Here is a 20,509-nt window from a genome sequence, read left to right as displayed (position 1 = left end):
TCCTATCTTTGAATGAATTGTCCACTTGGAGGACCAAAACCTTGTCCGTTTGGAGCCCCTTGTTGCATTCCTGGAGCACCTTGTGGGGCACCAAAGTTCCCTTGTGGAGCAAATCCTCCTTGCTGTTGCTGTGGATTAAAACCACCATTTGGCTGTGGTGCTTGTTGATTAAAATTGTTCTGCTGCCCTTGTTGCTGATTACCTTGATTACTATTGTTATTATTATTTGACTGACCACCAGCAAGTCCAGTAAGATTAGTTACTTTAATTGTTGGATAGTAATCATAAACACCTTTTCCGTTTTGATCTAATACATCTTGACCGTTTATTTGTCTTTTACGACGTTTGAGGTAAGGTTCTCCTTCAATTAGCAGCTGACGACCTTTCTTACAATAATCTAATAGGAAATCATGTGTACCGGAACTATTTCCTTGATTTACCCATACTTCAATATCCCAGAAATCAGTTTGATTGTTTGGATGATTAACTGCGATGCTTGATGAAGCAACTTTGCTATTATTCACTGTTTTACCTTCAGGATCTTTTGTTAAATTTGCTAAAACAACAAATTTATTATATGAAGGCTTATTGGAATTTGATCCAGAATTACCTCCTTGATTTCCTCCGTTCATGTTTTGATTAGGATTGAAGTTCCCGTTAGGTTGTGGAGGGAATCCTTGTTGTTGTCCAGGGTTAAAACCACCGTTAAAATTGTTGTTCATTATTCATTCTCCTCTCGAATTTTCATTTTTTATAATTTCTACTAAATAAGCCGACAGGCGGTTTAGATTAGTATTAAATAATAGTAAATAGCACTTTCTTGCTGAGAAATATTAGTTATTTCAACTAAATTGGTAGTGCTATCTGACATTCGTACATAAAGTCTTGTTCCTTCTTCAAGAGTTCTGTCTGAAGGATAAGTGAAGTCTAACTCATAATTATCAGGAAAGACTAATACATTTCTCAACTTGAAAGCTCCTGCAGCCGAATATCTTTAGCTTCATAAGCTACAATAGAGCATTCTTTATGATTTTCTTCACCAATTTTCCGATACAATACATTTACATATCCCTTTAAGGAAACAAACTGATTTGATTCTAAAAATGGATAATGATTTTTCATGAGTGATGAAACGTAAACAAATATGGATCCCACTTTATCATCAATTTCTAATATATAATGAGATGAAAGGTATTTCATATTTTCGGAAGTTGGTGAAATAACAGAGAGAATTTCACCTGCGATTGTCACCTCATCTAAATGTTTAGACTCCATCTTAATCTGTTCCGAGAAATGGGTAGAATTATTTCTAATTTCATCAAATAAATTTATGATAACCCCCTCCTTTTATCTTGAAAATCGGCATGAACCTCTTTCAATATTCCATTTATTTCTTTCTGTGTTGTGATTCCTCTTTCAATAAGAATGTTCATAATTACATTAGTAAGGAGATATGAAGTAGTAATATAATCGGCTTCTGTTACTTTTGTAGTTGTTTCTTCATTTTCGAATTGTTTCTGTTGATTACCTTCTGGTAGAACCTCGCTTATAAAATCAAAATTGTCTTCTCCCTGCAAAAGAATCGTCCCCCTTACAATATTTTTACTTTCACATTATGCTTTCCACTAGAAAGTGTAGCTTTAGGAACATAGATATCTATTTTATTCCCATTAATAGCAGATCCAGTATCATCAGCTCTTCTTTTTTCCACTCTTCCATCAGGATACTTAACTAAAACCCAAGAACCTAATGGAATCACATCAGGATCTACAGCAATCGTTACTCCTTCAGTTACTGTCCTTCCACTCGCTGTTTTACCATATCCGGTATCTCCTGGATATTTTCCAGTGGATTGATAATTAGCGTCATAATAGGTAGCTTTAAAATCTTTCCAACCACCATTTGTTGAAGTAGTTTTAACAAGTGTAGTTAGCTGACTAGTTTGCTCTACTGAATCTCGCTTTACTTGAAGCTCTTCTTGTAGTTTGTTTCTTTTCTCTTTTAGTTCTTCAATTTTTTGTTCCTGTTCATCAATTACTTTATTTTTGTCTTCAATCGTTGACTTATGCTGTTCGATTTTGGAAGACTTTTCTTCGTTTTCAGTTTGTAATTGATGAATAATTTTTTTCTGTTCTTTATTCTTATTTTGAATATCCTTATGTTCTATTTTCAATTGATTATGGTTCAAAATATAAGAATAGAACTGATATGAAGTCACTAAAAGCAATGAGAATGCAATAGCGGATACAATGATCGTTTTTCCTCTGAATTTCTTCATTAAATAAACTCCTTTGTGTTCCCCCTGCATCTTACCTTATGTTATCACTTTCCCTAAGTTTATGCAAGGCATTACAATAATAAAAATGAAATGCATTACAATTATTAGCAAGACTTTTTCAGTAGCAATCTGCGCTCTCCTAAATCTTGAATAACTTCTTCTTTTAGTATATTTATTTTTCGTACATGATTATCGCTTGATGGTTTATTTATATAACCTATGCAAAAACAACCTAATTTGAAATAATGGTAATCTAATTCAGTCATAAATAATTGCACAAGAACACCTCTTTTAAAGATTGAAAGCATATTGACCTTCTTTTTGTTTTTTATTGTTAGAATTGATCATTATGATATCTTTGAAATCATTAAATCCTTTTAAATTATTTGGATGGAATGCATACCAAGGAGCGTACCAATACATCTGGATAGTAGCTAAAGAAATTGCTATCTTACTAATATCTTGCCCATACCCTCTTAATGTATAGTTTGAGGCAGGTAATAGCATGGCACCACAACCTATACATGGATCATTAACAGTTTCTGTTTTGTAGCTTTTGTCATCACTAAAGGACATCTTAACCATCATTTCAGAAATACTAAATGGTGTTGGATAATATCCTAATCCACTCTTGTAACCTTTTCCGGTCTCTTCTGTGAGTATGTGACTAAGGTAATCAGTTGGATATTTTAAAACAAGAAATAAATCAAATGCTCTATAATAATGTTCATTCAGGTTTTGGGAGATGTGATTTATATTTGTTTCTTTATTGATTGATAATCCCCAAATCAACCAATCTGCAAAGTTATCTATATTAGCTTCATAATGGTTTAAGCAGTGTTGTAACATTTTACTAGTTTCTTGCACTTCATTACTTCCTGTATTTGCCCACTTGATTTGGGGGATTGGACCACTACCATCGATAGTACCCTTTTCAATAATTTCAAACCAATAATCCCATCTTTTCCAAAGGAGAGTATCATAGGAAAATAAAAAAGGAAGCATCCAACCTCTTTTGTTGAATACTTCCGAATGATTCTGTGGTAAGCCGTTTATTGCTTTAGCATGGGCATTAATATTGGAATATAAAGATATAATATCTAAGCAATGATATTCTTCTATATTATATAGCCTTTCTTTCTTCATATTATCATTCCTTTATTAATTAGTTGAATCAGAAGTTTGTAAGATAGCTTCCATTAAACGAGTCATAATTGAGTCACTCAGTTCACTGCCAGCAGTCTTAGCTCTACCTCCTCCTCCAAAATGTGATGCAATATCTTTCCCTAAATCAATGTGATTATGGATCGTTCGATAACTCACTTTTCTACTAGGCAAATTAATAATTGCAATAAAGTCATAAAATGGATTTCTCTGGTGTAATGCATTTCCTAACTCAGAAATATATTGTTCAGCAAAGAGGAATCCTCCTTTGAATTTTCCGATAGGAAAAGGAGCTATAGTATCTTCCATTTTATTAATGTAATTTTGTATTTTATCTTGTTCCAGATCCAGGATCATTTTCTCATTATCACTAAAATCAAAGACATTCGTTAACCTTAATTTATCCATGAATTTACTTATAAATCGATCTCTGCCATAGATATAAAATAAATCATTTAGTGATTTAGCTTCATAATCGTTAAAGATAGTTTGCCATTCCCATGTATCATATCTTCGCACAAGTTCAATGTACTGTTCAATGATCTTTTGATTACAAGAAGCAAGTAGCTGATAAAACAAATCATTAGAATTATGAATATAGTCATATAACATAGATGTTCCACAAGTTTGAGTTATATCACTATAGTATTCGTTAACTAATGCCCACTCATATTTATTAAGCCAGTCTGCAGAGGAATGATGATCCAATAATTGAAATTTATTCGATAGATCTAAAGCCTCGATCATCTCTGCTGTTGCTTCATTAACATTAATATCTGTAATGAAAACTCGATCAAATTGCAGTAAATTATCCGATAGGATAAAGTCTTGTATAGAATCATCTACATCATGATAATCACAATAAACAATATCAATAGCTTCAAAAGTAAGTTTTGCTAGTAAGGCGCAGCTAACTCCATCCAAATCAGTATGAGTAAACAGTTTTACTTTCAATTATATATCCCCCTTTACATACCAAGCACCGTCCACAAATGCCGCAAATGGAATAATGACGTGAGGATCTTCTTTTGATATAACATACGATTGTTCATAATCAATCATAATTTCTTTTCCTTGATTGAATGCTTCGATTGCTGTTTCTAGTTCTACAAGCTTGAATGTAGGTTCTTTTTTAATATAATACACATCATTCATGACGACTGAAGTCATTCGTATTGGACTGCCATTTACATCAACATATTCTCCATCTAAGTTTTTAATAATGTTAACTCCGCTATTTTTCCCTTTAGCAGTTTCATTAATTTTTAATTCATGAAAGACATTATATATCGTGAAAGGATGTTCATTGGTAGTTTTCTTCTCTATTGGTTCTATATTATTTTTTGTTTCCTTATTATCAATATTAGATTTTTTAAATTCTTCATATTCATTAAGCATTTGCTTTGATAAATGTGACATATCTATACCTGAAATATCTTCAAGTCGACTTACAAAAGCATTTATCACTTCAAGAACATGTTCTTGGTCACTCTTAACTAAATCATGAAAGCTAATTGTATCTAACCCTTTTATCATAACGTAATCTCTCCTTCTTTTGTAATGCCACTGTTTATTCGTAACGCTAGGTTTATTTCTTCTAAACGAAAAATTTCATCAATTAATATATTTGCATATTCTTTTGGTAAGTACTCTTTATTTTGTATAACGGTGAATGCTCTTTCTTTAATAAATTTCAAGCGCACTCCACGACATTCATCACAATAATTATCTTCTCTTTGATCTGCATATGGTGATTCTGATATAAGTTCTTTCTTACAGGTACAACATGTTACTTTAACAGAATCAATCAATTGAGCTTAACCTCCGATCTTGTATTTATTTTTAGGGACACTACCTATAGAAATTATTTATTTCATTTTGTCTCCATACACTACATAAGGCTTTTCTATCCCATGGCCACAACATGCGCTTGTTGCTTCCTCAATATATCCAAGACAAGCATCGAATCCTTCTGCAGTTGGCATTTTTCCGCATTTCTTGCAACTTCTACTACCATCATCTAGATCGCCATTCATATAGCGCCAATGTAGACCGTCAAAGTAAATGTAATGACCTCTGCTAGAGGATGTAATCATTCCATTTCCTCCTTGGTTAATTCATGGTATTTATTTACATCATCTTCTGTAATACATCCTGTTTTGAGTTGCATTTGCCAAACTCCGCCACTAAAACCATCAGCATAATAGTACGGATAAGGAATGTACCCTAATGCCTTTGCGATTTTTACACTTTCCTCTCGTATAAGTCCTGTAGGAGGTTGTGCATGCTCTTTCCACTTACCGAATGCATTTTCATACTCAACAATTTGCCCGGCTTTTCCATGACCGCAACAGCATGCTAGAGTAACTACTCCATGACGATTAATCATACGTATTTCATTAGCTATACAAGCGTCTATAGGGACAGCCTTCTTCTTATCGTTGACCCACACGTATTTTTCAGACCCGTGTTTACACATTGTCCATTTCCTCCTTTATCTCCCATTAAGGGAGGATTGGTTTATACTAATTCGCTATCTAGTTCAGAAATCAAATTATTTGATGCATCTTCAATCTCACTTGCCAATTCTTCTAATTTTTCAAAGTCTACGTTATCTTCATCTTCTGCCTTCCATAATTCCCTGTCTAACTTCCTTGCTTTTTCGTTAATTTCATCGATCATTCCAGTGATTATGAACATGTCTTTACTCATCCCTCTACTCCTTTCAATGTTCCGTATCCTCTACATTTAAAACAAGGTGTCATGTGATCGGGTATATTTCTTGAATGGTCATATCCCGTTCCGTTGCAATCAGAGCATTCGTATAATGCCTTACGTACTTCCTCCATTATTTCAAGTGCCATATATGCATATGGATTAAATTCTTCATCATTTTCTATTTCTAATATGTTTTCCAAAGCCTGTTTGTAGCGTTCTGTTTTCTCATGCATTGACCTCATAACAGGTAAATTGTTACTATTTAAATCTTTTAATCTTTTATTATCTTTCTCCAATTCCTGCACACGTTCTGCTTGATCTACAAGCCACCGCATATCATCATCAATTAGTGTGTATGTTATTCCCCAATACCCTTCCGAATTATTGATATATTTGAAATGAACCTTATCTACAATTGCATTATTTTTTATTTCTTCCAACCGTTTATCCATTGGCTTCTCCTTTCAATGCTTGAGATAAGATGTAAGCTACTTCCGGTTTGGTATATCTACATCCGCCTATTGCTTTTTCTATAGCCTGTTCTAACTCTTTAATTCTTTCTTTTTGAATTTCAGACCTATATTGATATTTGTCTTTCTCCATTCGTTCACTGAATAAATCATGATTGAGTTCCTCGGATAGTTTGTCTAATTTCTCCTCACGTTTTGCTCGTTGGATAAGCCAATTCATGTCGTTATGAGATAACTCTCTTGTTGAACGACTTTGCGAATTCACAACTGCAATTATCTCTTCCAACCGTTTATCCATTGGTTTCTCCTTTCAATGCTTCTTCTGATCTATCCATAACTCTTTTAATAGAAGCATCTTTATGCCCGACATCTCCAGTAAGGTGGGCATAGTACAGTTCGTCTACTGCAAACTCTAAAGCCTTTTCGTAGCGTTTAGCAAAGTAATAATTGTCATCAGCTATTTGTGCATCTGTTGTAGCGTCCTCTAGTTCCTGCTCTAATTCTTTTACACGTTCTTTGTAGCGTTTGATTTCTGATTCTAATGCTTCATTTTCTTCTTGAAATTTAGAAGCAGTGATCCACCACTCTTTTGCATCTTTTCTTAATTCAAACTGATGTTTATTCATTTGCTTGCTTTCTTCCTCCAACTCCTGCACATAGTCCATAACAACGTCAACAACATGCCTACCCAGTGTGTTTAGAGGTAACTTTCTCTTTTGCAAAAACTCATTCAGTTCTCCGTTATACTTTGAAGCATACTCCAGTTCTTTGTTTCTTTTTACTGTTTTTTTCACACGTTCTGCTTGTTGAATAAGCAATTTAAAGTCAGAAGGATCAATTGAGCTTATGGTTGCTTGCCCTTTGCATAATTGATTTATCGTGTACTCATTTTGTGCTTTTAGTCTTTCTAACTGTTCATCCATCCTTATACCTCCACACCTACTGTTTTTAGTGCTGCTTTGCATATTGCTAGTGGTGCTGACTTGTCGTATACATGAAATCCATTGATATTGCAGTGATATTGACCTATTAATTCTAGTTTTCCAGCTTTAACATGGATGTCGTACTCATTAACTGTGTTCATCGTGAAATCTTTACCTATTTTCTCAACAACATTCCAAGCATCTTCTATTCGTTCAGATGGTTTGAATTCTTCTATTTCCACAAGGAACTCTCCGTCATCAATTACAGTAGTATTAATATTCTTATACTCAAAGACTTTCCATCCCATAACCTTTTCAGCTACTAATTGATCTATCTTTCTGTTATCCATTCCTAGACCTCCAAAATGTGAATTGGGCTCCCCTAATATTTTTGCTCCCTGTAGTTCCCATCGCCTAGCTCTTCAAAACAGCACCCTTTTTCGACCATTTCGTCATAACATTCAATGCAACAAGCCCATTCTGTTTCACAGAGTTCGCCACCAGTTATATGATCTTTAGCTTCGCTGTATGGCCTTCCGCAATTGTCGCACCTTATATTTGATAGAACCAATATTAGTCCTCCTCATCACAATCACATAGTTCCATACCATCATCTGTCCATTCTCCACACTTATCGCATTGTTTCTCTATTAACCATCCTTCAAATCGAAATTGTGGTTATGATATATATGTTTTTCTACAACTATCGCATTCTACTTCTTCTTCAGAATCTGGCTCCCAATTTGATAAAGCATCTTCAGTTTCATAACCACAATATGGACATTCTTGAGCTTGTAATAGTTCCATTATTAATCTTCCACTCCTTTATGGTAATCTCTGAAATATTCAATAACCGCAATACGATAACACTGCCTACATACTTTATCTTTTAAGTGACTTGGATAAGGAAATATACTACCTCTTTTGCATATGTCACGTGTTTCACTCCCACATTGCTGACACTTTTCAAAGACAATCTTCGAGACTGTAAAAGATGGATCAAACTCAACATACACCTCAAATTCTTCTTTGCACTCTACACATTCAGTGTCAAACTCATTGCCATTAAGTTCAATTAGATCATCGGTCATATCATTTTCATAGCCGCAATACGGACATTCAACGCAAACATTCATCTTAGAAAATCTCCTATTTGAAATTTAGTAAATCTAAATGTATATCCTTCTTCTTTTTGTATTATATCTAAGAACATATCCTTAGGCCGCACCCATTGTTGTCCTGTATCTAAACTTCTATATACAACCATTTGCTCACCAGTTTCTGTATGACGAGCTACACTGTCTACAATATATAATGCACCTTTATAATGTTGATAAACTTGATTTAATAAGGCTTTTCTATCTTGATTTGCTAATTCAATTATTTCCTTATTTTTGGTATATTTTATTTCCTTCACCATCTGATCACGTCCTGTTAAATCTAGTAAAATATATTCCACAACTGTTAAGTTAATGATTCCATTTTATTGACTAATGCACTTCGTTCCATACGTGCCATATCAATAATCCAAAAATCTTCTCCATTTTTCATCACGTCTATTGACCATTTTCCTTTTAGACTTGTAACGCCTTGCATTAAAATAGATACTTGTAAAACAACATTCTTCTTGTATTTGTTAAAATCAGATACAATTGTATCTTTAATACTTTTATAAGATGTTAAGTCAGGTTCAGATAACCATTCTAACATTTCATCAGGATGCCAGTAATTTGAGATACCAATAGGTTCGTCAATATCGAAATCATAAAAAACTCGGAACTCGGTATGTAGTGGCATACCAGAATAAATTGTAGGTCTATCTTCTTTATCTTCGATGTACTCTCTAATGACAATTTCGTTCGAATCAGGAACACCAAAACACATAGCGTCATAATAGATGTTAAGAAACTGTTTTCCTAGTTTTTCTCGATCTGATACAACCGTATTTTTGAATTGAAACTTATTGCTAAAGTTTCCTGTTTTAATAAAAAGCTTTTGATCAATTAGGAAATCACCTAGATCTTCAATTATCGATTGATTAAATTCTTGAATAGTTTCTTGTGTATAATTATCACTTAATAGCCATTCATATGTTTCTAAGTTAAGGGTGATAGTCTTAGTAAAAGGGATTTGTAAAGAAGATACATCTCTAGCGGATGATGCTTCCACTTTAGGCAACCAATAAGACATGTTTTCTAAACACTCACTTGCAGATTTATATTTATCTTTTCGAATTTGAACTGCTTCTTCTGGTGTCGGCAACTGAATTTTTGGTATTTCGAACATATTATTTATCCTTTCTTGGCACCTTTTACAACAGGTACTATTTGTTTATTTTTCTCATCAATTAGCATTTCAGTGCGATCCTTAGATAACTCAGGAAAATCTGTCTCTAAATAACTCCGCACAGTATCCATTGTCATATCTTCTTCTGGTACTGGAACTTGATGTCCAGCATAATAAACCGTGTATTCCATTCCAACTTTTTGAGATGGTTTAGATTTCTTCTTAGGTGCAGTACTAGGCTTCTTAGGTGCTTTCTTTTCTTGCTTAGGCTCCTCAAATAATGAAAATTGCCCATTCTCTTCTAAATTTTCTTTTGGTTTCTTTTCAGGCTCTTCTTCAGGAATTTCTGCTTGTTCAGGCTCCTTTGGTTCCTCTTGATCTAAGTTAGTCCCAAATGTAGGCTGCTGTTCTTTTTCTTTATCAAACTCTAATGAAGACATATTTATATTCCTCCTTGATATATTAGTAATTAATTAATTTTGAACTCCATGTATTAAAATCAATTGATTTTTTCTTTAACATTGTATAGTCAAAAGATCCCCCCTGTGTCTTTTCTAATAATTCTCGTAAGGGCAAATTAAAATTGCTATTGCTTTGATAATACAAGTGATCATTAAATGGTTCACTTAACCATGTTAAAGGGAATGTCTGTAATTGAACGAGATCCTTTATTTCTATATTGGTGTGATAACACATACTCCCATCAGAAAAAACATTAGAAAATGGAAAATAATACAATTGAGAATCATCTCGTAAGAATCGATCTTTATAGCAAAGTACGTGTTTAGCTACCAAGCGGTGATTTCTAACCATGAAACAAAAAACCAAATTAGGTATTGGAACTTCTATAAAAGTAGATTGATGATATTTAACATCTACATTACACTCTGGATGAACAAGGAATATAATATCTGTTCCATCACTTAATTTAGAGTATTTCACTGTGTTCGTTGGTAAGGATGGTGAAATAGTAATTGGTGTAGATTTCTCCTTAAATTTATCATCTTCTACACTTAGTGAGGCTATCATTTGTTGTAGAAGATCTTGCATATTTAAATATTTCTCATAAGTTGCACCATTTTTTTGGAATGTTACCTTAGCAGGTTTGTGCTCGTTTAGAACAATTGTGGTTTCTATAATTCTCCCCTCCTTTATAACATTGTTTCTATTTCTTCTACTATGTTATTTAATATGAAAAAGCAAGATAGTGAACCTTCTAAAGAGATAGTTATGTTGTCATAATCAATGTCCAAGCTACCAGATAAATGCTCTGCCATAGCACCTTCTATGGCATGAGTAACTGATTTAATAAAGTCAGTATCTTTATATTTATTATTGAGTTTAAGGTAAATATTATAGAAATATCCATCTTGCTCTGAGCTTAGTGAAAATACAGGATATCTGTCTAAAAATTGTCCAAGATAATGATCTAATATAATTGGTGAACATGCTTCTCTGTAATTGATATAAGGTATTTCAAACGATCTTTCTTTCATAAGTTTGCTCATTTGGATAACTTGTGTTATATCCATTAATTCCATGCGATATTCTTCTGAAATCATATAAAAGTCACCTCTTTTTGAATGCCTTTCATATCTGAAATCTCATTAATTAATTCAATTGTTTGGGAATACTGCATCATTTCATGATCATAATCTTCTGGTTCAATCTCTGCCTCTATAGATGGCCAATATTCAATAAAATTATAGTACCATTCTAACTCTTCTGCGGTGAAGAAATCTAAAAAATCTTCAGTGATTACTTCATGATTATCGATATGCTCATCAATTAAAATTAGTCTCTCATGCATTTTTACTTGATCAAAAGGTAATGATTCCTTTTGATCTAATCGATCAATAAAAGTATCTAATTTAAAATTCATATAGCAAGCTGCCCCTTCTTAATATAATTGGGAGAAACTAAATTATTTCTTGCATTAAAGTTTGTGTAATGCGATACAATTTCATTATCAGATAGAATCGTATTAAGATATCCACTCATAATAATGGCGGCCATCTCATTAGTTTGCATCCGTTGCGGATAATAAACCATTTGTTCTCCACATGCTTGTGTAGGAAGATGAGATTCTTTATCGGCTAATATATCAGGGTAAATACCTCCTACAGGGGAAAGTAATTCTTTATCTTTTAACCGGACTCCACAAACAACTTGCCCAGAATACCCACTTTCCTTAGATCCATTTACATCAACAGCATCAATGCCACTATCGATATAAACAATATTTCTACACCTATTAAAGTATTCATGCATGATCTGACGAGTAGCGTTATTATCAACGCAACCAACAAGAATGTAAAGCTGACGATTTAATGAGTATTCCTGATCAAATAATTGATGAACATCATCTACGGAAAAAATATAGTCGTTTTTATAATAAATAGGTATTTGATAGGCATTACTATAACGTTTAGCAAGTATCTCAGCCTTTGGACTATCCAAGTCCTGCTCAATAAATGGTTGCCGTTGTAAGTTCCCTTCTTCTACTGAATCACCATCAGTAATTTTATAACTAAAATTTAAGGTTCTATTACTATTTAATGCATATAACAGCTTAGATAAACGTTGTGCTAAATAACCACCGTTTCCACCTGCTCCGACTTGAACAATATTAAAGAATGGTTGAAAGGAATATCCAATATTAAAGCTATGAATTATATCAATCGTTGGATAATACATTAAAATCACTACTTCCTATAAATTTTACTTTACAGCCACAATCTTACCATTAGTAAGATCATATAGTGTACTGTAGTCATCTTCTTCATAAAGATATTCTATATGTTCCCCCAAATGTAGTGCATTACATATTGTTTTTATGTTCTTGATCAAATTCAAATATTTCTATGCCAACAAGTGATTGTACTAATTCATCATGTGCAATATCAGAATTGAAGAAATTGCCATTATCAGATACAAGCACAACATTATAGTATCTTTTGTCTTCACTAATAACAATGCCATTTTCCTTTAATGATTCTGATTTAACAGCAATGTCTTCGATAAAGTCGGAAACTCCTCCAAAGCTACCTGCTAGAAGTTGTCCAAAATTCATTGAATGAGGACCTTCCGTATGAATATGATGCTCTAATTTTAGTGTATGTTCTTCTATCAAAAAAGTTAATCGTACTTTTGCTAATTCTTTTGAATTAATAGCTCCGGTAGAATAATAGTCAAAGTTAGGCGTAATATATTCTTTATTTTCTATGGGTAAATAATAATCAATAACTTCTCTTTCTTTACCTGTTTTAAAGTTAAACAATCTTTCGTGTTTCTCTTTAAGAATAGAAGGTTCATCTTGAATAATTTTATTAATAGCGGAATCATTAGCATTAATTATTTCATCATTGTCTTTATATTTTCTTTGCACTTGAAGACTCACTGTTTTATGATGTTTTGCCCAGTTAGGTAATGTTGTTTCAAAGTCTTTAATTCCGAATTTAACCATGTTATTTTCTCCCCTATGATAAGTTTATATAGGGAAACAGTATATACTGTCTCCCCTTTAAGTTTTAACTCTCTTCTGCTTTCGCTTAAGCATGCGCTCCATTGCGAGCTTGTTAAAATCTTGTGAGGCTCGTTTCATTTTTCCGCCTTCTAATACCGAACTGGCTAAGTCAGCTTTACGATTAAGAAGCTCGAGTAAATGCTCTTCATATGAATCGCCCATCACGTAATACTGTATTGTGATATTCGCATTAGGATTACCTGTACGATCAATACGCCCATTCCGTTGTTCTATCAATGTTGGATCCCAAGGTAAGTCATAATTTACTAAGTAATTGGCTACTTGTAAATTCATTCCTGTACTTCCTGCGTCGGTAAGTACTATAACTTTGCTATTTGGATTATTTACAAATTGTTCTTTGGCGTATTCTTTGTCTCGCTCAGACAGCTTCCCTGTATAAAGCAATGAACCAGGAATGTTCTGGTGGATTAATCGTGCCATCCGTTCAAAGCGAGTGAAGACTACAATCTTTGAGTTAGGTTCATCATTCATTAATTGATTATAAAATCCAATTAAATGTTCTAACTTAGGCGAACGTTTTATTTTATTATCGGGTATACTTAAGTCTTTTAATAATCCTGCAGCAAGTTGGGATTCTGACATTTGGAACAGCTCAGGTGCATCAGCTGACATCAATAAGAAAGATGTGTAACCTTGAATAAGTCCGTCATAATATTCTTTTGCCTGTTCTGAATTCATCAATTGACCATTGATAACTTTCCCATCAAAGCCTACCTTTTTGGACTCCTCCTTCAACTGTTCAATCTTATCTAATAAGTAAGATTCTATTTGTTCTTGTTCTTTGGTTGTCTCCAAGAAAATATGATCATGCTTTACTTTCGGTAGTTGCTGTTGTATCTCAGGCATTTCTTTGGTTCTTCTAATAAAGTATGGTGCAATTCGATAATATAACTCACCCTGGTTAAAATAATCACTAATGCCATATCTTGGGTGATATTTACAGTATCGTTCACGAAATTCTTCCCAAGGGCCCAAAATAAATTCATTTAAGAAATAGTATAAGCTCCATATTTCTTCCGCCTTTGATTGTATTGGTGTTGCAGTAGCAATAAAGCGATATGGAATCGTTTTTAACTCGAATGTCCCTAATGCATTCTGAGAAGGCTTCATATCGAGCATCTTATCTGTTACACCAGTTTTTATCTTCTGAGCTTCATCTAATGCAACAATATCAAAATCAATGGATTTTATTAGGTTCAGATACTTTTTACTTCTCAGCATTTCATAATTAATTACTAAGAAACGTATATCATCTCTTTTTGCAAAGCCTTTAATTAGCTTTTGCCGTTTAGACTCTGTGCCATATACAGCAATAGCTTCTTCACCCATAAATTTATCTACTTCTTTTGCCCACTGACGTTTAATACTATTTAGTGTGATGATAAGTGCTCTTTTCGCAAGGCCTTTATTAAATAAAATCTGAGAGGCACCTAATACTTGCAATGTCTTACCCAAACCTACTCCATCAAAGATAGCTGCTTGACCACGATCCGCAAGAAAGTGTGCACCTACCTTTTGATATCCATAAGGCTTCATCTTCCAATGTTTAAAATCATCATCATTTTCCCAATTAAGATGTTTTTGTACTAGCGTATCTTTAACAGGAAGATCCTTAACAATATCTTTTAAAGGTTGCATCCATACTATTTGGTTTTCAAAGAGCCGAAGTAAGTCCTCTATTTTTTCTTGGGGAAACATCCACTCCCCTGTATCTTGCTTAAAGGAGCGTTGAGGAATATCACGTATCTTATCTAAGGTGAAATCAAAAGTTTCCATTGTATCAAGAATACGGACATATATATTCCCATATTGCTTCCGAACTTGAATCATAGGATTTCTCCCTTCATTTTACTTATGTATAACAATAGTATAACAGATAATTATAGAAAACAATCAAAAAATGAAGAAAAAATGAGGATTATTTTAAAGGTTATCATGAAAAGCATTACAGAGAGCGCTGAAACCCTCTGTAATTAGATTTTCTAGAATACTGGAGTATTATCTAAATTTAAAGCTGGATTAAAGGGATTCGAATTCAGACCTTGATTTGTTTGTGGTGCATGAAAGGCATTTTGCATATGGGGCATTGATGATTGATTAAAGCCATTCATTGGTTGCTGTGCTTGAGAGTTTGCAGTAAAATATTCATTTGATTTATCTAAAACAATCTCTAAAATAGCTTTTTCATATATACCAGCTAATAATCTTCTTTCATTTAATACTTTCTGTAAATATACCACTTCTGTTTGATCATAATCGATTTCTACTAAACCTTCATTATTAACTACTCCAGCAGCCTTAATTGTACCTATGTTATCTTTGCGAGTAACTGGCACATATGCATGTTTATTTGGGAGCATAGATGCATTTAAAAGTTCGGTATAAGTATCTGTGTTATGGTCATATTGAGAGTCATACCCTATCATATATGGTTGTCCGTTTTGATTTGAAGCAGTAATAACAAAAGTGACACTTAACATATGAAACGGTGAGTTATCATCAGTAATAGTAACTGTAATTGCTACAGAGTTCTTTTTGTCCCTAACAGTAAACCAAAGCGAATCATTAGGCTGATAAACTGCGAAATTAGATCCGTCATTTCTTTTTTCTACATTAACTCCTTGCTTGAATTGAGAATAAACTTGTTGAATCATGGTGTATAAATTACTAAATGAAGTCATTTTAAGCTCGGAGAAGCGTTCATGCTTGTTAAATGCTTTTCCATTAAATTGCGATTTTTCTATACGATACGTAAGTTCCCAACCACTTGTAACACTATTTGTAATGTCTTTCACAGATACAGGATATTTTCCATACTGAACAATTCCTTGAATATTAACTTCTACACCTTTTTTAACAGATTCTTTGATTTGATTTAAAATTGCTGACATATATATCATCTCCTGATTTTTAATTTAAATTATTTACCTCTCTCTTCATTAGCATAAGCACTTTTAACGGCTGCATCTAAGTTCCATCGCTTTTTCCAACCACCAATTTCTACATGCCAACCAGGGCATTCACGATTAGACTTATCCATTTTATCTATAAGGACTAAAGCTTCTTCATAAGTTGCATTTCCAAAATCCAATGTAATTTCCGTACCACAGTTGTTACAGGTTGTTTGAACAGTTCTAGACATAATTTAGCTCCCCTTTCTCTTATTAAACCATCCTTCTAACGCATGCAATATTAAAAGGAATGGCAAAAAAATTAATTTCCCTGACATACATATAAGAATAAATAATGTTGCATAGATCATACATTCAACGAGTAGTTAATGATTAATTTATTTTCTACTTCCTTCAACACGTCTTCAATAAGAAGCTCGATTGACATTTTCCATATTGCTAATTCATTGTTGTTTTGGATTAAAGCTATTTCTACCTCTTCTTCAATTTTAGAAATCATAAATTCTAGCTCTGTTTTCTGTTCTTCTAATGTAAATTTTTCTAGATGATTAGTAAGTTCCTGTTTCGAATTAAAAACTATAGACATAGCTATCACCTTTCTGTATATAAATTTTTCTAATAAAAAAGACTCTAACTGAGTCATCACAAAGAAGAAATCATTACTATGAGAAATGGAGTTGCGAGCTCCTTCATAGGATCATCAACAGATAATCCTATTTACAACTAGCAATTATAAGAACGGTATCATTAACACTCCAAATATTACTCCACATATGAAAAGTCCAGAGAGAACTTTTATTAAAGGAATATCATCCCACGGATGGTTCTTATCATTTTTCATTATAGACTCTCCCCTATCAGTGAGAAGCTAATAATTTTGGAATAAGGTATGTTTTACCTGGATAAACCTTATGAGAATCAAGATTGTTCTTTTCCACTACCATATATATGAGATCTCTCATATCATAAGGACCATCATACTTCTGATTAATGGATTCAATGGCATGTGTAATATTGTCACCTTTAGACATTGTGTATTCGATATATTCAACTTTGTAATCACTTGGAAGTACATTACGTATTAATAAAGCAAATGTAAGAACAACTAATATGGCTATGACATAGATCAGTAAATTTACCCTAAAGCTAGCCGATAGGCTTTTCTTTTTTGAATATGTCTGTCTACTATGTTCCAAATATTCCATAACAGGTTCACTCCTTTACTAAGATGAAACAGCAACTTCATGCAAATGCTTTTTAGCTTGCATGGTATATTTACTTGCCATGTGTATTACATAAAGATGATTGTCTTGACTAGGAAATGGACGTTCAAGTTTTACTCTATAACTTAATGATTTCTCATCTAGTAATTCAAAGACTTGCTGCCATAGATCAGCATGCTTTAGAAATTGACCGTCTTTTCTTCTCCAGTCATTTCTCTCCCATACATACATATTTTTATTTAAACCAACTGATATCTGTGGCAATGACGTATAGATATGAATAAAGGATTTAGATTTAATACAAGTTAAACCTTCTACAATTGCTTTTAATGTCATACGAGTAATCGTTGTATCAGTAGCGTACCCCCCTATTGTTTTCTTAAATGGAGTTTGGTTAATTTGAGAATATAATAAAGCACTATAACCCCCATTTCCTTCTTTATCAGCAGTTCCGGATACCCACATATCAATACGTAATTTATCAAAATCAGTTTTACTCAAAATATTGACCTCCCCTACTCTGTTTTTAAGAGATTATAAATAGTTTTCTCATAACTAGCCGATAGGCATCTATTAGTTATTAGATAGAGCAGCCAACTTCATAGGCAATGAACTATCAGTTATGAGATAGAGCGATATCACTCATAGACTACATTCTATTAAATATGACATAGAACGACTTGGGGAATAGGTTATTAATAGATTATCTCAGAGTTCGAGTTATTAAATATGATATATAGCTAACTATTGAATAGACTATTAATTATTAGTTATGAAATAGCTCGATCTATCAGGTAACTACTTCATAATCTATGGAATAATTCATAGGTTGACATCTTACATAGAACGAATTATTAAATAGGATTTGAGCTATTAGATATTACATAAGGCGAATTAACTGATAGATAAATTGTAAGTATGTTCAATAGTGAACAATGAGTTATATGTTAATCATCTATGAATTATGAAGTAGAACGACTTTCATATAAGCTCGGTATGTGTTTTAATAGAGCTATATGAGAGGAGTGTGTGATGCTATGGCCATGGACGTTGAATTTGTCACGCTGGGCGATGCTGCGAAACGAATTGAAGTACCAGCTCCAACGCTAAGAGGCTGGTCAGATAAGCTTGAAGAGCTACATGTACACTACTTAGAGCGAAATCATAGGGATGAACGCATATTCTATGAGTCTGACTTAAAGATCTTTGAGTTTATGCGAGATGCTAAAAGTAGGTATGGCAGAAAGACAACAACAACGGATCTTGCATACGTAATATTAGAAAATGAAGATCTGGAGTGTCGTCAGAAGGGTCAGGTTCCAGAAGTACCTAAACATAAGATGGAGCTATCTGAGATAGATATGCAACACATGTTAGAGAACCCCGAATTCCAATCCTTCATGCAACAGATTATTCATAAAGCAACCGATGACATTTCGAAAGAATTATCAGCTGAAATATCAGAGAATGTATCTAGAGAAATGGCAGCTACTATAGATGATATTGAGGAAAGACGTATTAAGAAGCTGGATCAATTCATGGAAGAACAGCGAGAGACAAGAAAATTAATGCACGAATATATGAATCTACCAGCTTACAAAAAGATCTTTTCAAAGAATCCATTTAAAAATAAATAATGATTTCATTAAAAAACAGTAGATTATTTCCTAATTTACTGTTTTTATTTTGTTTTATTTCCATATAAAAGTAATAAATATAAAAATATTTCCTTAAAAAATAATTAAATTATGAAATAAAACTATAGTTTATAAGCAAATATATCTATCTTGAACTCTTCAGAGTAATAATCAAGGATTAGTTTTACTTTATTCCAATATCCACCAGCTAAACCAGAGCCTAAACCATAGGGGACTCCGACCTTTACAAAAGGAAATTCCTGTCTGACATGCTCTGGCATAGACTGTATGGTACGCATCATCTTACTTATAGAGTTAGATAAAGCATTATAATCAGTATGACGTCCTTTCCCATAAGAATATTGTCCATAGAGATTGAATATAAGTAGGGGAGGGGAGTCATAAAAAGCAAAAGTTACTTCACCGAGTCTATCCATAGGTGAGTAGGGGGCTTGTTGATCCATGACATAGGCCAAGGGATATTTATTCTTAATTTGTTTAGCTATACCGGCTCCCATAGTATTAAAGCAGTTACACTGATGTGCGATAACCGTACAATCACTCTCTAATAGGTCTCCTTGAACTACATGTAGCATATGAATACCTCCTTTAATTACCTATACATAATCTTCACACACAGGGCATGTAATGTTTTCATTTTCAAACTGAATCTCACGATAGTTACTACAAACAGCACATTTCATAGTATAGCTCCTTTTATTTAATATTAGATAGTTTGTTTAGATTGATATCAAAATCCAAAAATTCTTGGATGCAAGTAGGGGAGATATCCTTGGTATAAAATCTATATTCTCGGACATCTACTATCTCAAATATATAGAGATCCGAAGGATAGTCACTAAGGCTATCATTTGAGAATGCTGCATAATCATTTGTTTCTGCTAATTTATAGAATCCATGACTATGACATAACTCCTCATAGGTGATAGGAAGGTGATCTAACGGATCTCTTTGTTGGAATTTCAGGATTGTTTCTTTTGTATATTCTCCGAAGTATGTAAAGGCATTATGGAATTCAGCTATATATAAGCTATGATTGCTGCGCTTATAAACATACATATGTGTAAGCCTAAAATCAAAATGAATTTTCTTATTTTCCAATAGTTCTTTCCAAATAGGGGAGTGATACAGGTGACCGATTAAAAGATCATTCATAGGTGAAATATTGGTCATGTTGAATCATCCTTCATAGACAAATTAGCCTTAAAATCAGCAGACAACTTGTTCAGTTCTGCCTGTATTTCTGGATCAGACCAACCTTGAGCACCAAGAAGTATTTCATACTTATTTAATAAGTCATAGAAAACAGCCTCACGATTATCGGACATAT

Annotated in this window: 35 protein-coding genes; 1 reads left to right on the top strand and 34 read right to left on the bottom strand. The window is 33.2% G+C overall.

The genetic code is table 11. From position 1 onward, the window contains the following. Window positions 1-2: 2 nt before the first annotated feature. The 31 genes from BN990_RS20270 to BN990_RS20105 all read right to left on the bottom strand — a co-directional run bounded on the left by BN990_RS20270 (window position 3) and on the right by BN990_RS20105 (window position 18,022). Window positions 3-722 carry a single-stranded DNA-binding protein gene (locus BN990_RS20270; protein WP_051739365.1) on the bottom strand — a complete coding sequence of 240 codons (720 nt, stop codon included), beginning with the start codon at window positions 720-722 and terminating at the stop codon, window positions 3-5. 241 nt (window positions 723-963) lie between these two features. Further along, window positions 964-1,275, bottom strand: coding sequence for a hypothetical protein (locus tag BN990_RS20260; protein ID WP_038246892.1), 312 nt, complete (start codon window positions 1,273-1,275; stop codon window positions 964-966). 53 nt (window positions 1,276-1,328) lie between these two features. Then, window positions 1,329-1,577 (bottom strand): hypothetical protein, encoded by a 249-nt coding sequence (locus BN990_RS20255; protein WP_038246890.1) that lies wholly within the window; start codon window positions 1,575-1,577, stop codon window positions 1,329-1,331. A 14-nt stretch (window positions 1,578-1,591) separates the two neighbouring features. Then, entirely contained in the window at window positions 1,592-2,278 is a 687-nt protein-coding gene (locus BN990_RS21685; protein WP_051739363.1) for a 3D domain-containing protein, read from the bottom strand. Window positions 2,279-2,569: 291 nt separating this feature from the next. After that, on the bottom strand, window positions 2,570-3,424 hold the full coding sequence (locus tag BN990_RS20240) for an N-6 DNA methylase (RefSeq protein WP_038246884.1): 855 nt from the start codon (window positions 3,422-3,424) through the stop codon (window positions 2,570-2,572). 15 nt (window positions 3,425-3,439) lie between these two features. Then, window positions 3,440-4,396: a DHH family phosphoesterase gene (locus BN990_RS20235; RefSeq protein WP_038246881.1), complete on the bottom strand. Its 957-nt coding sequence runs from the start codon at window positions 4,394-4,396 to the stop codon at window positions 3,440-3,442. Further along, window positions 4,397-4,978: a hypothetical protein gene (locus tag BN990_RS20230; protein ID WP_038246878.1), complete on the bottom strand. Its 582-nt coding sequence runs from the start codon at window positions 4,976-4,978 to the stop codon at window positions 4,397-4,399. It lies immediately after the preceding gene. Next, complete coding sequence (locus tag BN990_RS20225) at window positions 4,975-5,253, bottom strand: hypothetical protein (protein ID WP_038246875.1); 279 nt, start codon at window positions 5,251-5,253, stop codon at window positions 4,975-4,977. Before BN990_RS20225 ends, BN990_RS20230 begins: the two co-directional genes overlap by 4 nt. 57 nt (window positions 5,254-5,310) lie before the next feature. Beyond that, complete coding sequence (locus tag BN990_RS20220) at window positions 5,311-5,538, bottom strand: hypothetical protein (protein ID WP_051739361.1); 228 nt, start codon at window positions 5,536-5,538, stop codon at window positions 5,311-5,313. Then, window positions 5,535-5,921 (bottom strand): hypothetical protein, encoded by a 387-nt coding sequence (locus BN990_RS20215; RefSeq protein ID WP_038246872.1) that lies wholly within the window; start codon window positions 5,919-5,921, stop codon window positions 5,535-5,537. The genes BN990_RS20220 and BN990_RS20215 overlap by 4 nt, the downstream gene beginning before the upstream one ends. Before the next feature lie 41 nt (window positions 5,922-5,962). Beyond that, window positions 5,963-6,154: a hypothetical protein gene (locus BN990_RS20210; RefSeq protein ID WP_038246867.1), complete on the bottom strand. Its 192-nt coding sequence runs from the start codon at window positions 6,152-6,154 to the stop codon at window positions 5,963-5,965. Beyond that, entirely contained in the window at window positions 6,151-6,612 is a 462-nt protein-coding gene (locus BN990_RS20205) for a DnaJ-like cysteine-rich domain-containing protein (RefSeq protein ID WP_038246862.1), read from the bottom strand. Before BN990_RS20205 ends, BN990_RS20210 begins: the two co-directional genes overlap by 4 nt. Continuing rightward, on the bottom strand, window positions 6,605-6,928 hold the full coding sequence (locus tag BN990_RS20200; RefSeq protein ID WP_038246858.1) for a hypothetical protein: 324 nt from the start codon (window positions 6,926-6,928) through the stop codon (window positions 6,605-6,607). The genes BN990_RS20205 and BN990_RS20200 overlap by 8 nt, the downstream gene beginning before the upstream one ends. Continuing rightward, window positions 6,921-7,553, bottom strand: coding sequence for a hypothetical protein (locus BN990_RS20195; protein ID WP_038246853.1), 633 nt, complete (start codon window positions 7,551-7,553; stop codon window positions 6,921-6,923). Before BN990_RS20195 ends, BN990_RS20200 begins: the two co-directional genes overlap by 8 nt. A gap of 2 nt (window positions 7,554-7,555) precedes the next feature. After that, window positions 7,556-7,903 (bottom strand): BC1872 family protein, encoded by a 348-nt coding sequence (locus tag BN990_RS20190; RefSeq protein WP_038246849.1) that lies wholly within the window; start codon window positions 7,901-7,903, stop codon window positions 7,556-7,558. 328 nt (window positions 7,904-8,231) lie between these two features. Further along, complete coding sequence (locus BN990_RS23440; protein ID WP_269778089.1) at window positions 8,232-8,360, bottom strand: hypothetical protein; 129 nt, start codon at window positions 8,358-8,360, stop codon at window positions 8,232-8,234. 2 nt (window positions 8,361-8,362) lie between these two features. Next, window positions 8,363-8,689, bottom strand: coding sequence for a hypothetical protein (locus BN990_RS20175; RefSeq protein ID WP_038246840.1), 327 nt, complete (start codon window positions 8,687-8,689; stop codon window positions 8,363-8,365). Further along, window positions 8,686-8,973 carry a DUF1653 domain-containing protein gene (locus tag BN990_RS20170; protein WP_081856195.1) on the bottom strand — a complete coding sequence of 96 codons (288 nt, stop codon included), beginning with the start codon at window positions 8,971-8,973 and terminating at the stop codon, window positions 8,686-8,688. Before BN990_RS20170 ends, BN990_RS20175 begins: the two co-directional genes overlap by 4 nt. A 44-nt stretch (window positions 8,974-9,017) precedes the next feature. Then, the gene (locus tag BN990_RS20165) at window positions 9,018-9,839 is read right to left on the bottom strand and encodes a hypothetical protein (protein ID WP_038246836.1); all 822 of its coding nucleotides are present in this window, start codon (window positions 9,837-9,839) and stop codon (window positions 9,018-9,020) included. A gap of 5 nt (window positions 9,840-9,844) precedes the next feature. Then, entirely contained in the window at window positions 9,845-10,279 is a 435-nt protein-coding gene (locus BN990_RS21680) for a hypothetical protein (RefSeq protein ID WP_051739357.1), read from the bottom strand. Window positions 10,280-10,301: 22 nt separating this feature from the next. Continuing rightward, window positions 10,302-10,889, bottom strand: coding sequence for a hypothetical protein (locus BN990_RS20155; RefSeq protein ID WP_038246833.1), 588 nt, complete (start codon window positions 10,887-10,889; stop codon window positions 10,302-10,304). Between the two features lie 101 nt (window positions 10,890-10,990). After that, a complete protein-coding gene (locus tag BN990_RS20150) occupies window positions 10,991-11,401 on the bottom strand; it encodes a hypothetical protein (protein WP_038246830.1) in 411 nt (136 codons plus the stop codon). Beyond that, window positions 11,398-11,721 carry a hypothetical protein gene (locus BN990_RS20145; RefSeq protein ID WP_038246827.1) on the bottom strand — a complete coding sequence of 108 codons (324 nt, stop codon included), beginning with the start codon at window positions 11,719-11,721 and terminating at the stop codon, window positions 11,398-11,400. Before BN990_RS20145 ends, BN990_RS20150 begins: the two co-directional genes overlap by 4 nt. Beyond that, complete coding sequence (locus BN990_RS20140; RefSeq protein ID WP_051739355.1) at window positions 11,718-12,536, bottom strand: ThiF family adenylyltransferase; 819 nt, start codon at window positions 12,534-12,536, stop codon at window positions 11,718-11,720. The genes BN990_RS20145 and BN990_RS20140 overlap by 4 nt, the downstream gene beginning before the upstream one ends. A gap of 124 nt (window positions 12,537-12,660) precedes the next feature. Beyond that, entirely contained in the window at window positions 12,661-13,305 is a 645-nt protein-coding gene (locus tag BN990_RS20135) for a hypothetical protein (protein ID WP_038246824.1), read from the bottom strand. A gap of 57 nt (window positions 13,306-13,362) precedes the next feature. Continuing rightward, window positions 13,363-15,216, bottom strand: coding sequence for a DEAD/DEAH box helicase (locus BN990_RS20130; RefSeq protein WP_038246821.1), 1,854 nt, complete (start codon window positions 15,214-15,216; stop codon window positions 13,363-13,365). 152 nt (window positions 15,217-15,368) lie between these two features. Further along, window positions 15,369-16,277, bottom strand: coding sequence for a hypothetical protein (locus BN990_RS20125; protein ID WP_038246818.1), 909 nt, complete (start codon window positions 16,275-16,277; stop codon window positions 15,369-15,371). A gap of 29 nt (window positions 16,278-16,306) precedes the next feature. Beyond that, window positions 16,307-16,528: a hypothetical protein gene (locus BN990_RS20120; RefSeq protein WP_038246815.1), complete on the bottom strand. Its 222-nt coding sequence runs from the start codon at window positions 16,526-16,528 to the stop codon at window positions 16,307-16,309. Between the two features lie 116 nt (window positions 16,529-16,644). Then, window positions 16,645-16,884, bottom strand: a complete 240-nt coding sequence (locus tag BN990_RS20115) for a hypothetical protein (RefSeq protein WP_038246813.1) — start codon at window positions 16,882-16,884, stop codon at window positions 16,645-16,647. A gap of 271 nt (window positions 16,885-17,155) precedes the next feature. After that, window positions 17,156-17,503: a hypothetical protein gene (locus tag BN990_RS20110; protein WP_038246810.1), complete on the bottom strand. Its 348-nt coding sequence runs from the start codon at window positions 17,501-17,503 to the stop codon at window positions 17,156-17,158. 18 nt (window positions 17,504-17,521) lie between these two features. After that, on the bottom strand, window positions 17,522-18,022 hold the full coding sequence (locus tag BN990_RS20105; protein ID WP_038246807.1) for an RNase H family protein: 501 nt from the start codon (window positions 18,020-18,022) through the stop codon (window positions 17,522-17,524). A gap of 536 nt (window positions 18,023-18,558) precedes the next feature. Between BN990_RS20105 and BN990_RS20100 the strand changes: the two genes are divergently transcribed. Continuing rightward, window positions 18,559-19,158: a hypothetical protein gene (locus tag BN990_RS20100; protein WP_038246804.1), complete on the top strand. Its 600-nt coding sequence runs from the start codon at window positions 18,559-18,561 to the stop codon at window positions 19,156-19,158. A gap of 122 nt (window positions 19,159-19,280) precedes the next feature. Here the strand turns inward: BN990_RS20100 and BN990_RS21675 are convergent, their stop codons facing one another. From BN990_RS21675 to BN990_RS22770, 3 genes are all read right to left on the bottom strand, one after another. After that, window positions 19,281-19,754, bottom strand: a complete 474-nt coding sequence (locus BN990_RS21675; RefSeq protein WP_051739353.1) for a macro domain-containing protein — start codon at window positions 19,752-19,754, stop codon at window positions 19,281-19,283. A 121-nt stretch (window positions 19,755-19,875) separates the two neighbouring features. Beyond that, window positions 19,876-20,352 carry a hypothetical protein gene (locus BN990_RS20090; protein WP_038246801.1) on the bottom strand — a complete coding sequence of 159 codons (477 nt, stop codon included), beginning with the start codon at window positions 20,350-20,352 and terminating at the stop codon, window positions 19,876-19,878. Beyond that, on the bottom strand, window positions 20,349-20,507 hold the full coding sequence (locus BN990_RS22770) for a hypothetical protein (protein WP_158295266.1): 159 nt from the start codon (window positions 20,505-20,507) through the stop codon (window positions 20,349-20,351). The genes BN990_RS20090 and BN990_RS22770 overlap by 4 nt, the downstream gene beginning before the upstream one ends. Window positions 20,508-20,509: the final 2 nt, after the last annotated feature.

It is taken from the genome of Virgibacillus salexigens, assembly GCF_000723585.1.
Classification (GTDB): domain Bacteria; phylum Bacillota; class Bacilli; order Bacillales; family Amphibacillaceae; genus Virgibacillus; species Virgibacillus salexigens.
This window is presented reverse-complemented; position numbering and strand designations above follow the sequence as displayed.

Excerpts from the sequence above, each read along its gene's own strand:
- BN990_RS20270 (WP_051739365.1), bottom strand. The coding sequence starts at position 722 with ATGAACAACAATTTTAACGGTGGTTTTAACCCTGGACAACAACAAGGA.
- BN990_RS20260 (WP_038246892.1), bottom strand. The coding sequence starts at position 1,275 with ATGGAGTCTAAACATTTAGATGAGGTGACAATCGCAGGTGAAATTCTC.
- BN990_RS21685 (WP_051739363.1), bottom strand. The coding sequence starts at position 2,278 with ATGAAGAAATTCAGAGGAAAAACGATCATTGTATCCGCTATTGCATTC.
- BN990_RS20240 (WP_038246884.1), bottom strand. The coding sequence starts at position 3,424 with ATGAAGAAAGAAAGGCTATATAATATAGAAGAATATCATTGCTTAGAT.
- BN990_RS20230 (WP_038246878.1), bottom strand. The coding sequence starts at position 4,978 with ATGATAAAAGGGTTAGATACAATTAGCTTTCATGATTTAGTTAAGAGT.
- BN990_RS20220 (WP_051739361.1), bottom strand. The coding sequence starts at position 5,538 with ATGATTACATCCTCTAGCAGAGGTCATTACATTTACTTTGACGGTCTA.
- BN990_RS20215 (WP_038246872.1), bottom strand. The coding sequence starts at position 5,921 with ATGTGTAAACACGGGTCTGAAAAATACGTGTGGGTCAACGATAAGAAG.
- BN990_RS20210 (WP_038246867.1), bottom strand. The coding sequence starts at position 6,154 with ATGAGTAAAGACATGTTCATAATCACTGGAATGATCGATGAAATTAAC.
- BN990_RS20205 (WP_038246862.1), bottom strand. The coding sequence starts at position 6,612 with ATGGATAAACGGTTGGAAGAAATAAAAAATAATGCAATTGTAGATAAG.
- BN990_RS20200 (WP_038246858.1), bottom strand. The coding sequence starts at position 6,928 with ATGGATAAACGGTTGGAAGAGATAATTGCAGTTGTGAATTCGCAAAGT.
- BN990_RS20195 (WP_038246853.1), bottom strand. The coding sequence starts at position 7,553 with ATGGATGAACAGTTAGAAAGACTAAAAGCACAAAATGAGTACACGATA.
- BN990_RS20190 (WP_038246849.1), bottom strand. The coding sequence starts at position 7,903 with ATGGATAACAGAAAGATAGATCAATTAGTAGCTGAAAAGGTTATGGGA.
- BN990_RS23440 (WP_269778089.1), bottom strand. The coding sequence starts at position 8,360 with ATGGAACTATTACAAGCTCAAGAATGTCCATATTGTGGTTATGAAACT.
- BN990_RS20175 (WP_038246840.1), bottom strand. The coding sequence starts at position 8,689 with ATGAATGTTTGCGTTGAATGTCCGTATTGCGGCTATGAAAATGATATG.
- BN990_RS20170 (WP_081856195.1), bottom strand. The coding sequence starts at position 8,973 with ATGGTGAAGGAAATAAAATATACCAAAAATAAGGAAATAATTGAATTA.
- BN990_RS20165 (WP_038246836.1), bottom strand. The coding sequence starts at position 9,839 with ATGTTCGAAATACCAAAAATTCAGTTGCCGACACCAGAAGAAGCAGTT.
- BN990_RS21680 (WP_051739357.1), bottom strand. The coding sequence starts at position 10,279 with ATGTCTTCATTAGAGTTTGATAAAGAAAAAGAACAGCAGCCTACATTT.
- BN990_RS20155 (WP_038246833.1), bottom strand. The coding sequence starts at position 10,889 with ATGCAAGATCTTCTACAACAAATGATAGCCTCACTAAGTGTAGAAGAT.
- BN990_RS20150 (WP_038246830.1), bottom strand. The coding sequence starts at position 11,401 with ATGATTTCAGAAGAATATCGCATGGAATTAATGGATATAACACAAGTT.
- BN990_RS20145 (WP_038246827.1), bottom strand. The coding sequence starts at position 11,721 with ATGAATTTTAAATTAGATACTTTTATTGATCGATTAGATCAAAAGGAA.
- BN990_RS20140 (WP_051739355.1), bottom strand. The coding sequence starts at position 12,536 with ATGTATTATCCAACGATTGATATAATTCATAGCTTTAATATTGGATAT.
- BN990_RS20135 (WP_038246824.1), bottom strand. The coding sequence starts at position 13,305 with ATGGTTAAATTCGGAATTAAAGACTTTGAAACAACATTACCTAACTGG.
- BN990_RS20130 (WP_038246821.1), bottom strand. The coding sequence starts at position 15,216 with ATGATTCAAGTTCGGAAGCAATATGGGAATATATATGTCCGTATTCTT.
- BN990_RS20125 (WP_038246818.1), bottom strand. The coding sequence starts at position 16,277 with ATGTCAGCAATTTTAAATCAAATCAAAGAATCTGTTAAAAAAGGTGTA.
- BN990_RS20120 (WP_038246815.1), bottom strand. The coding sequence starts at position 16,528 with ATGTCTAGAACTGTTCAAACAACCTGTAACAACTGTGGTACGGAAATT.
- BN990_RS20115 (WP_038246813.1), bottom strand. The coding sequence starts at position 16,884 with ATGTCTATAGTTTTTAATTCGAAACAGGAACTTACTAATCATCTAGAA.
- BN990_RS20110 (WP_038246810.1), bottom strand. The coding sequence starts at position 17,503 with ATGGAATATTTGGAACATAGTAGACAGACATATTCAAAAAAGAAAAGC.
- BN990_RS20100 (WP_038246804.1), top strand. The coding sequence starts at position 18,559 with ATGGCCATGGACGTTGAATTTGTCACGCTGGGCGATGCTGCGAAACGA.
- BN990_RS21675 (WP_051739353.1), bottom strand. The coding sequence starts at position 19,754 with ATGCTACATGTAGTTCAAGGAGACCTATTAGAGAGTGATTGTACGGTT.
- BN990_RS20090 (WP_038246801.1), bottom strand. The coding sequence starts at position 20,352 with ATGACCAATATTTCACCTATGAATGATCTTTTAATCGGTCACCTGTAT.
- BN990_RS22770 (WP_158295266.1), bottom strand. The coding sequence starts at position 20,507 with ATGTCCGATAATCGTGAGGCTGTTTTCTATGACTTATTAAATAAGTAT.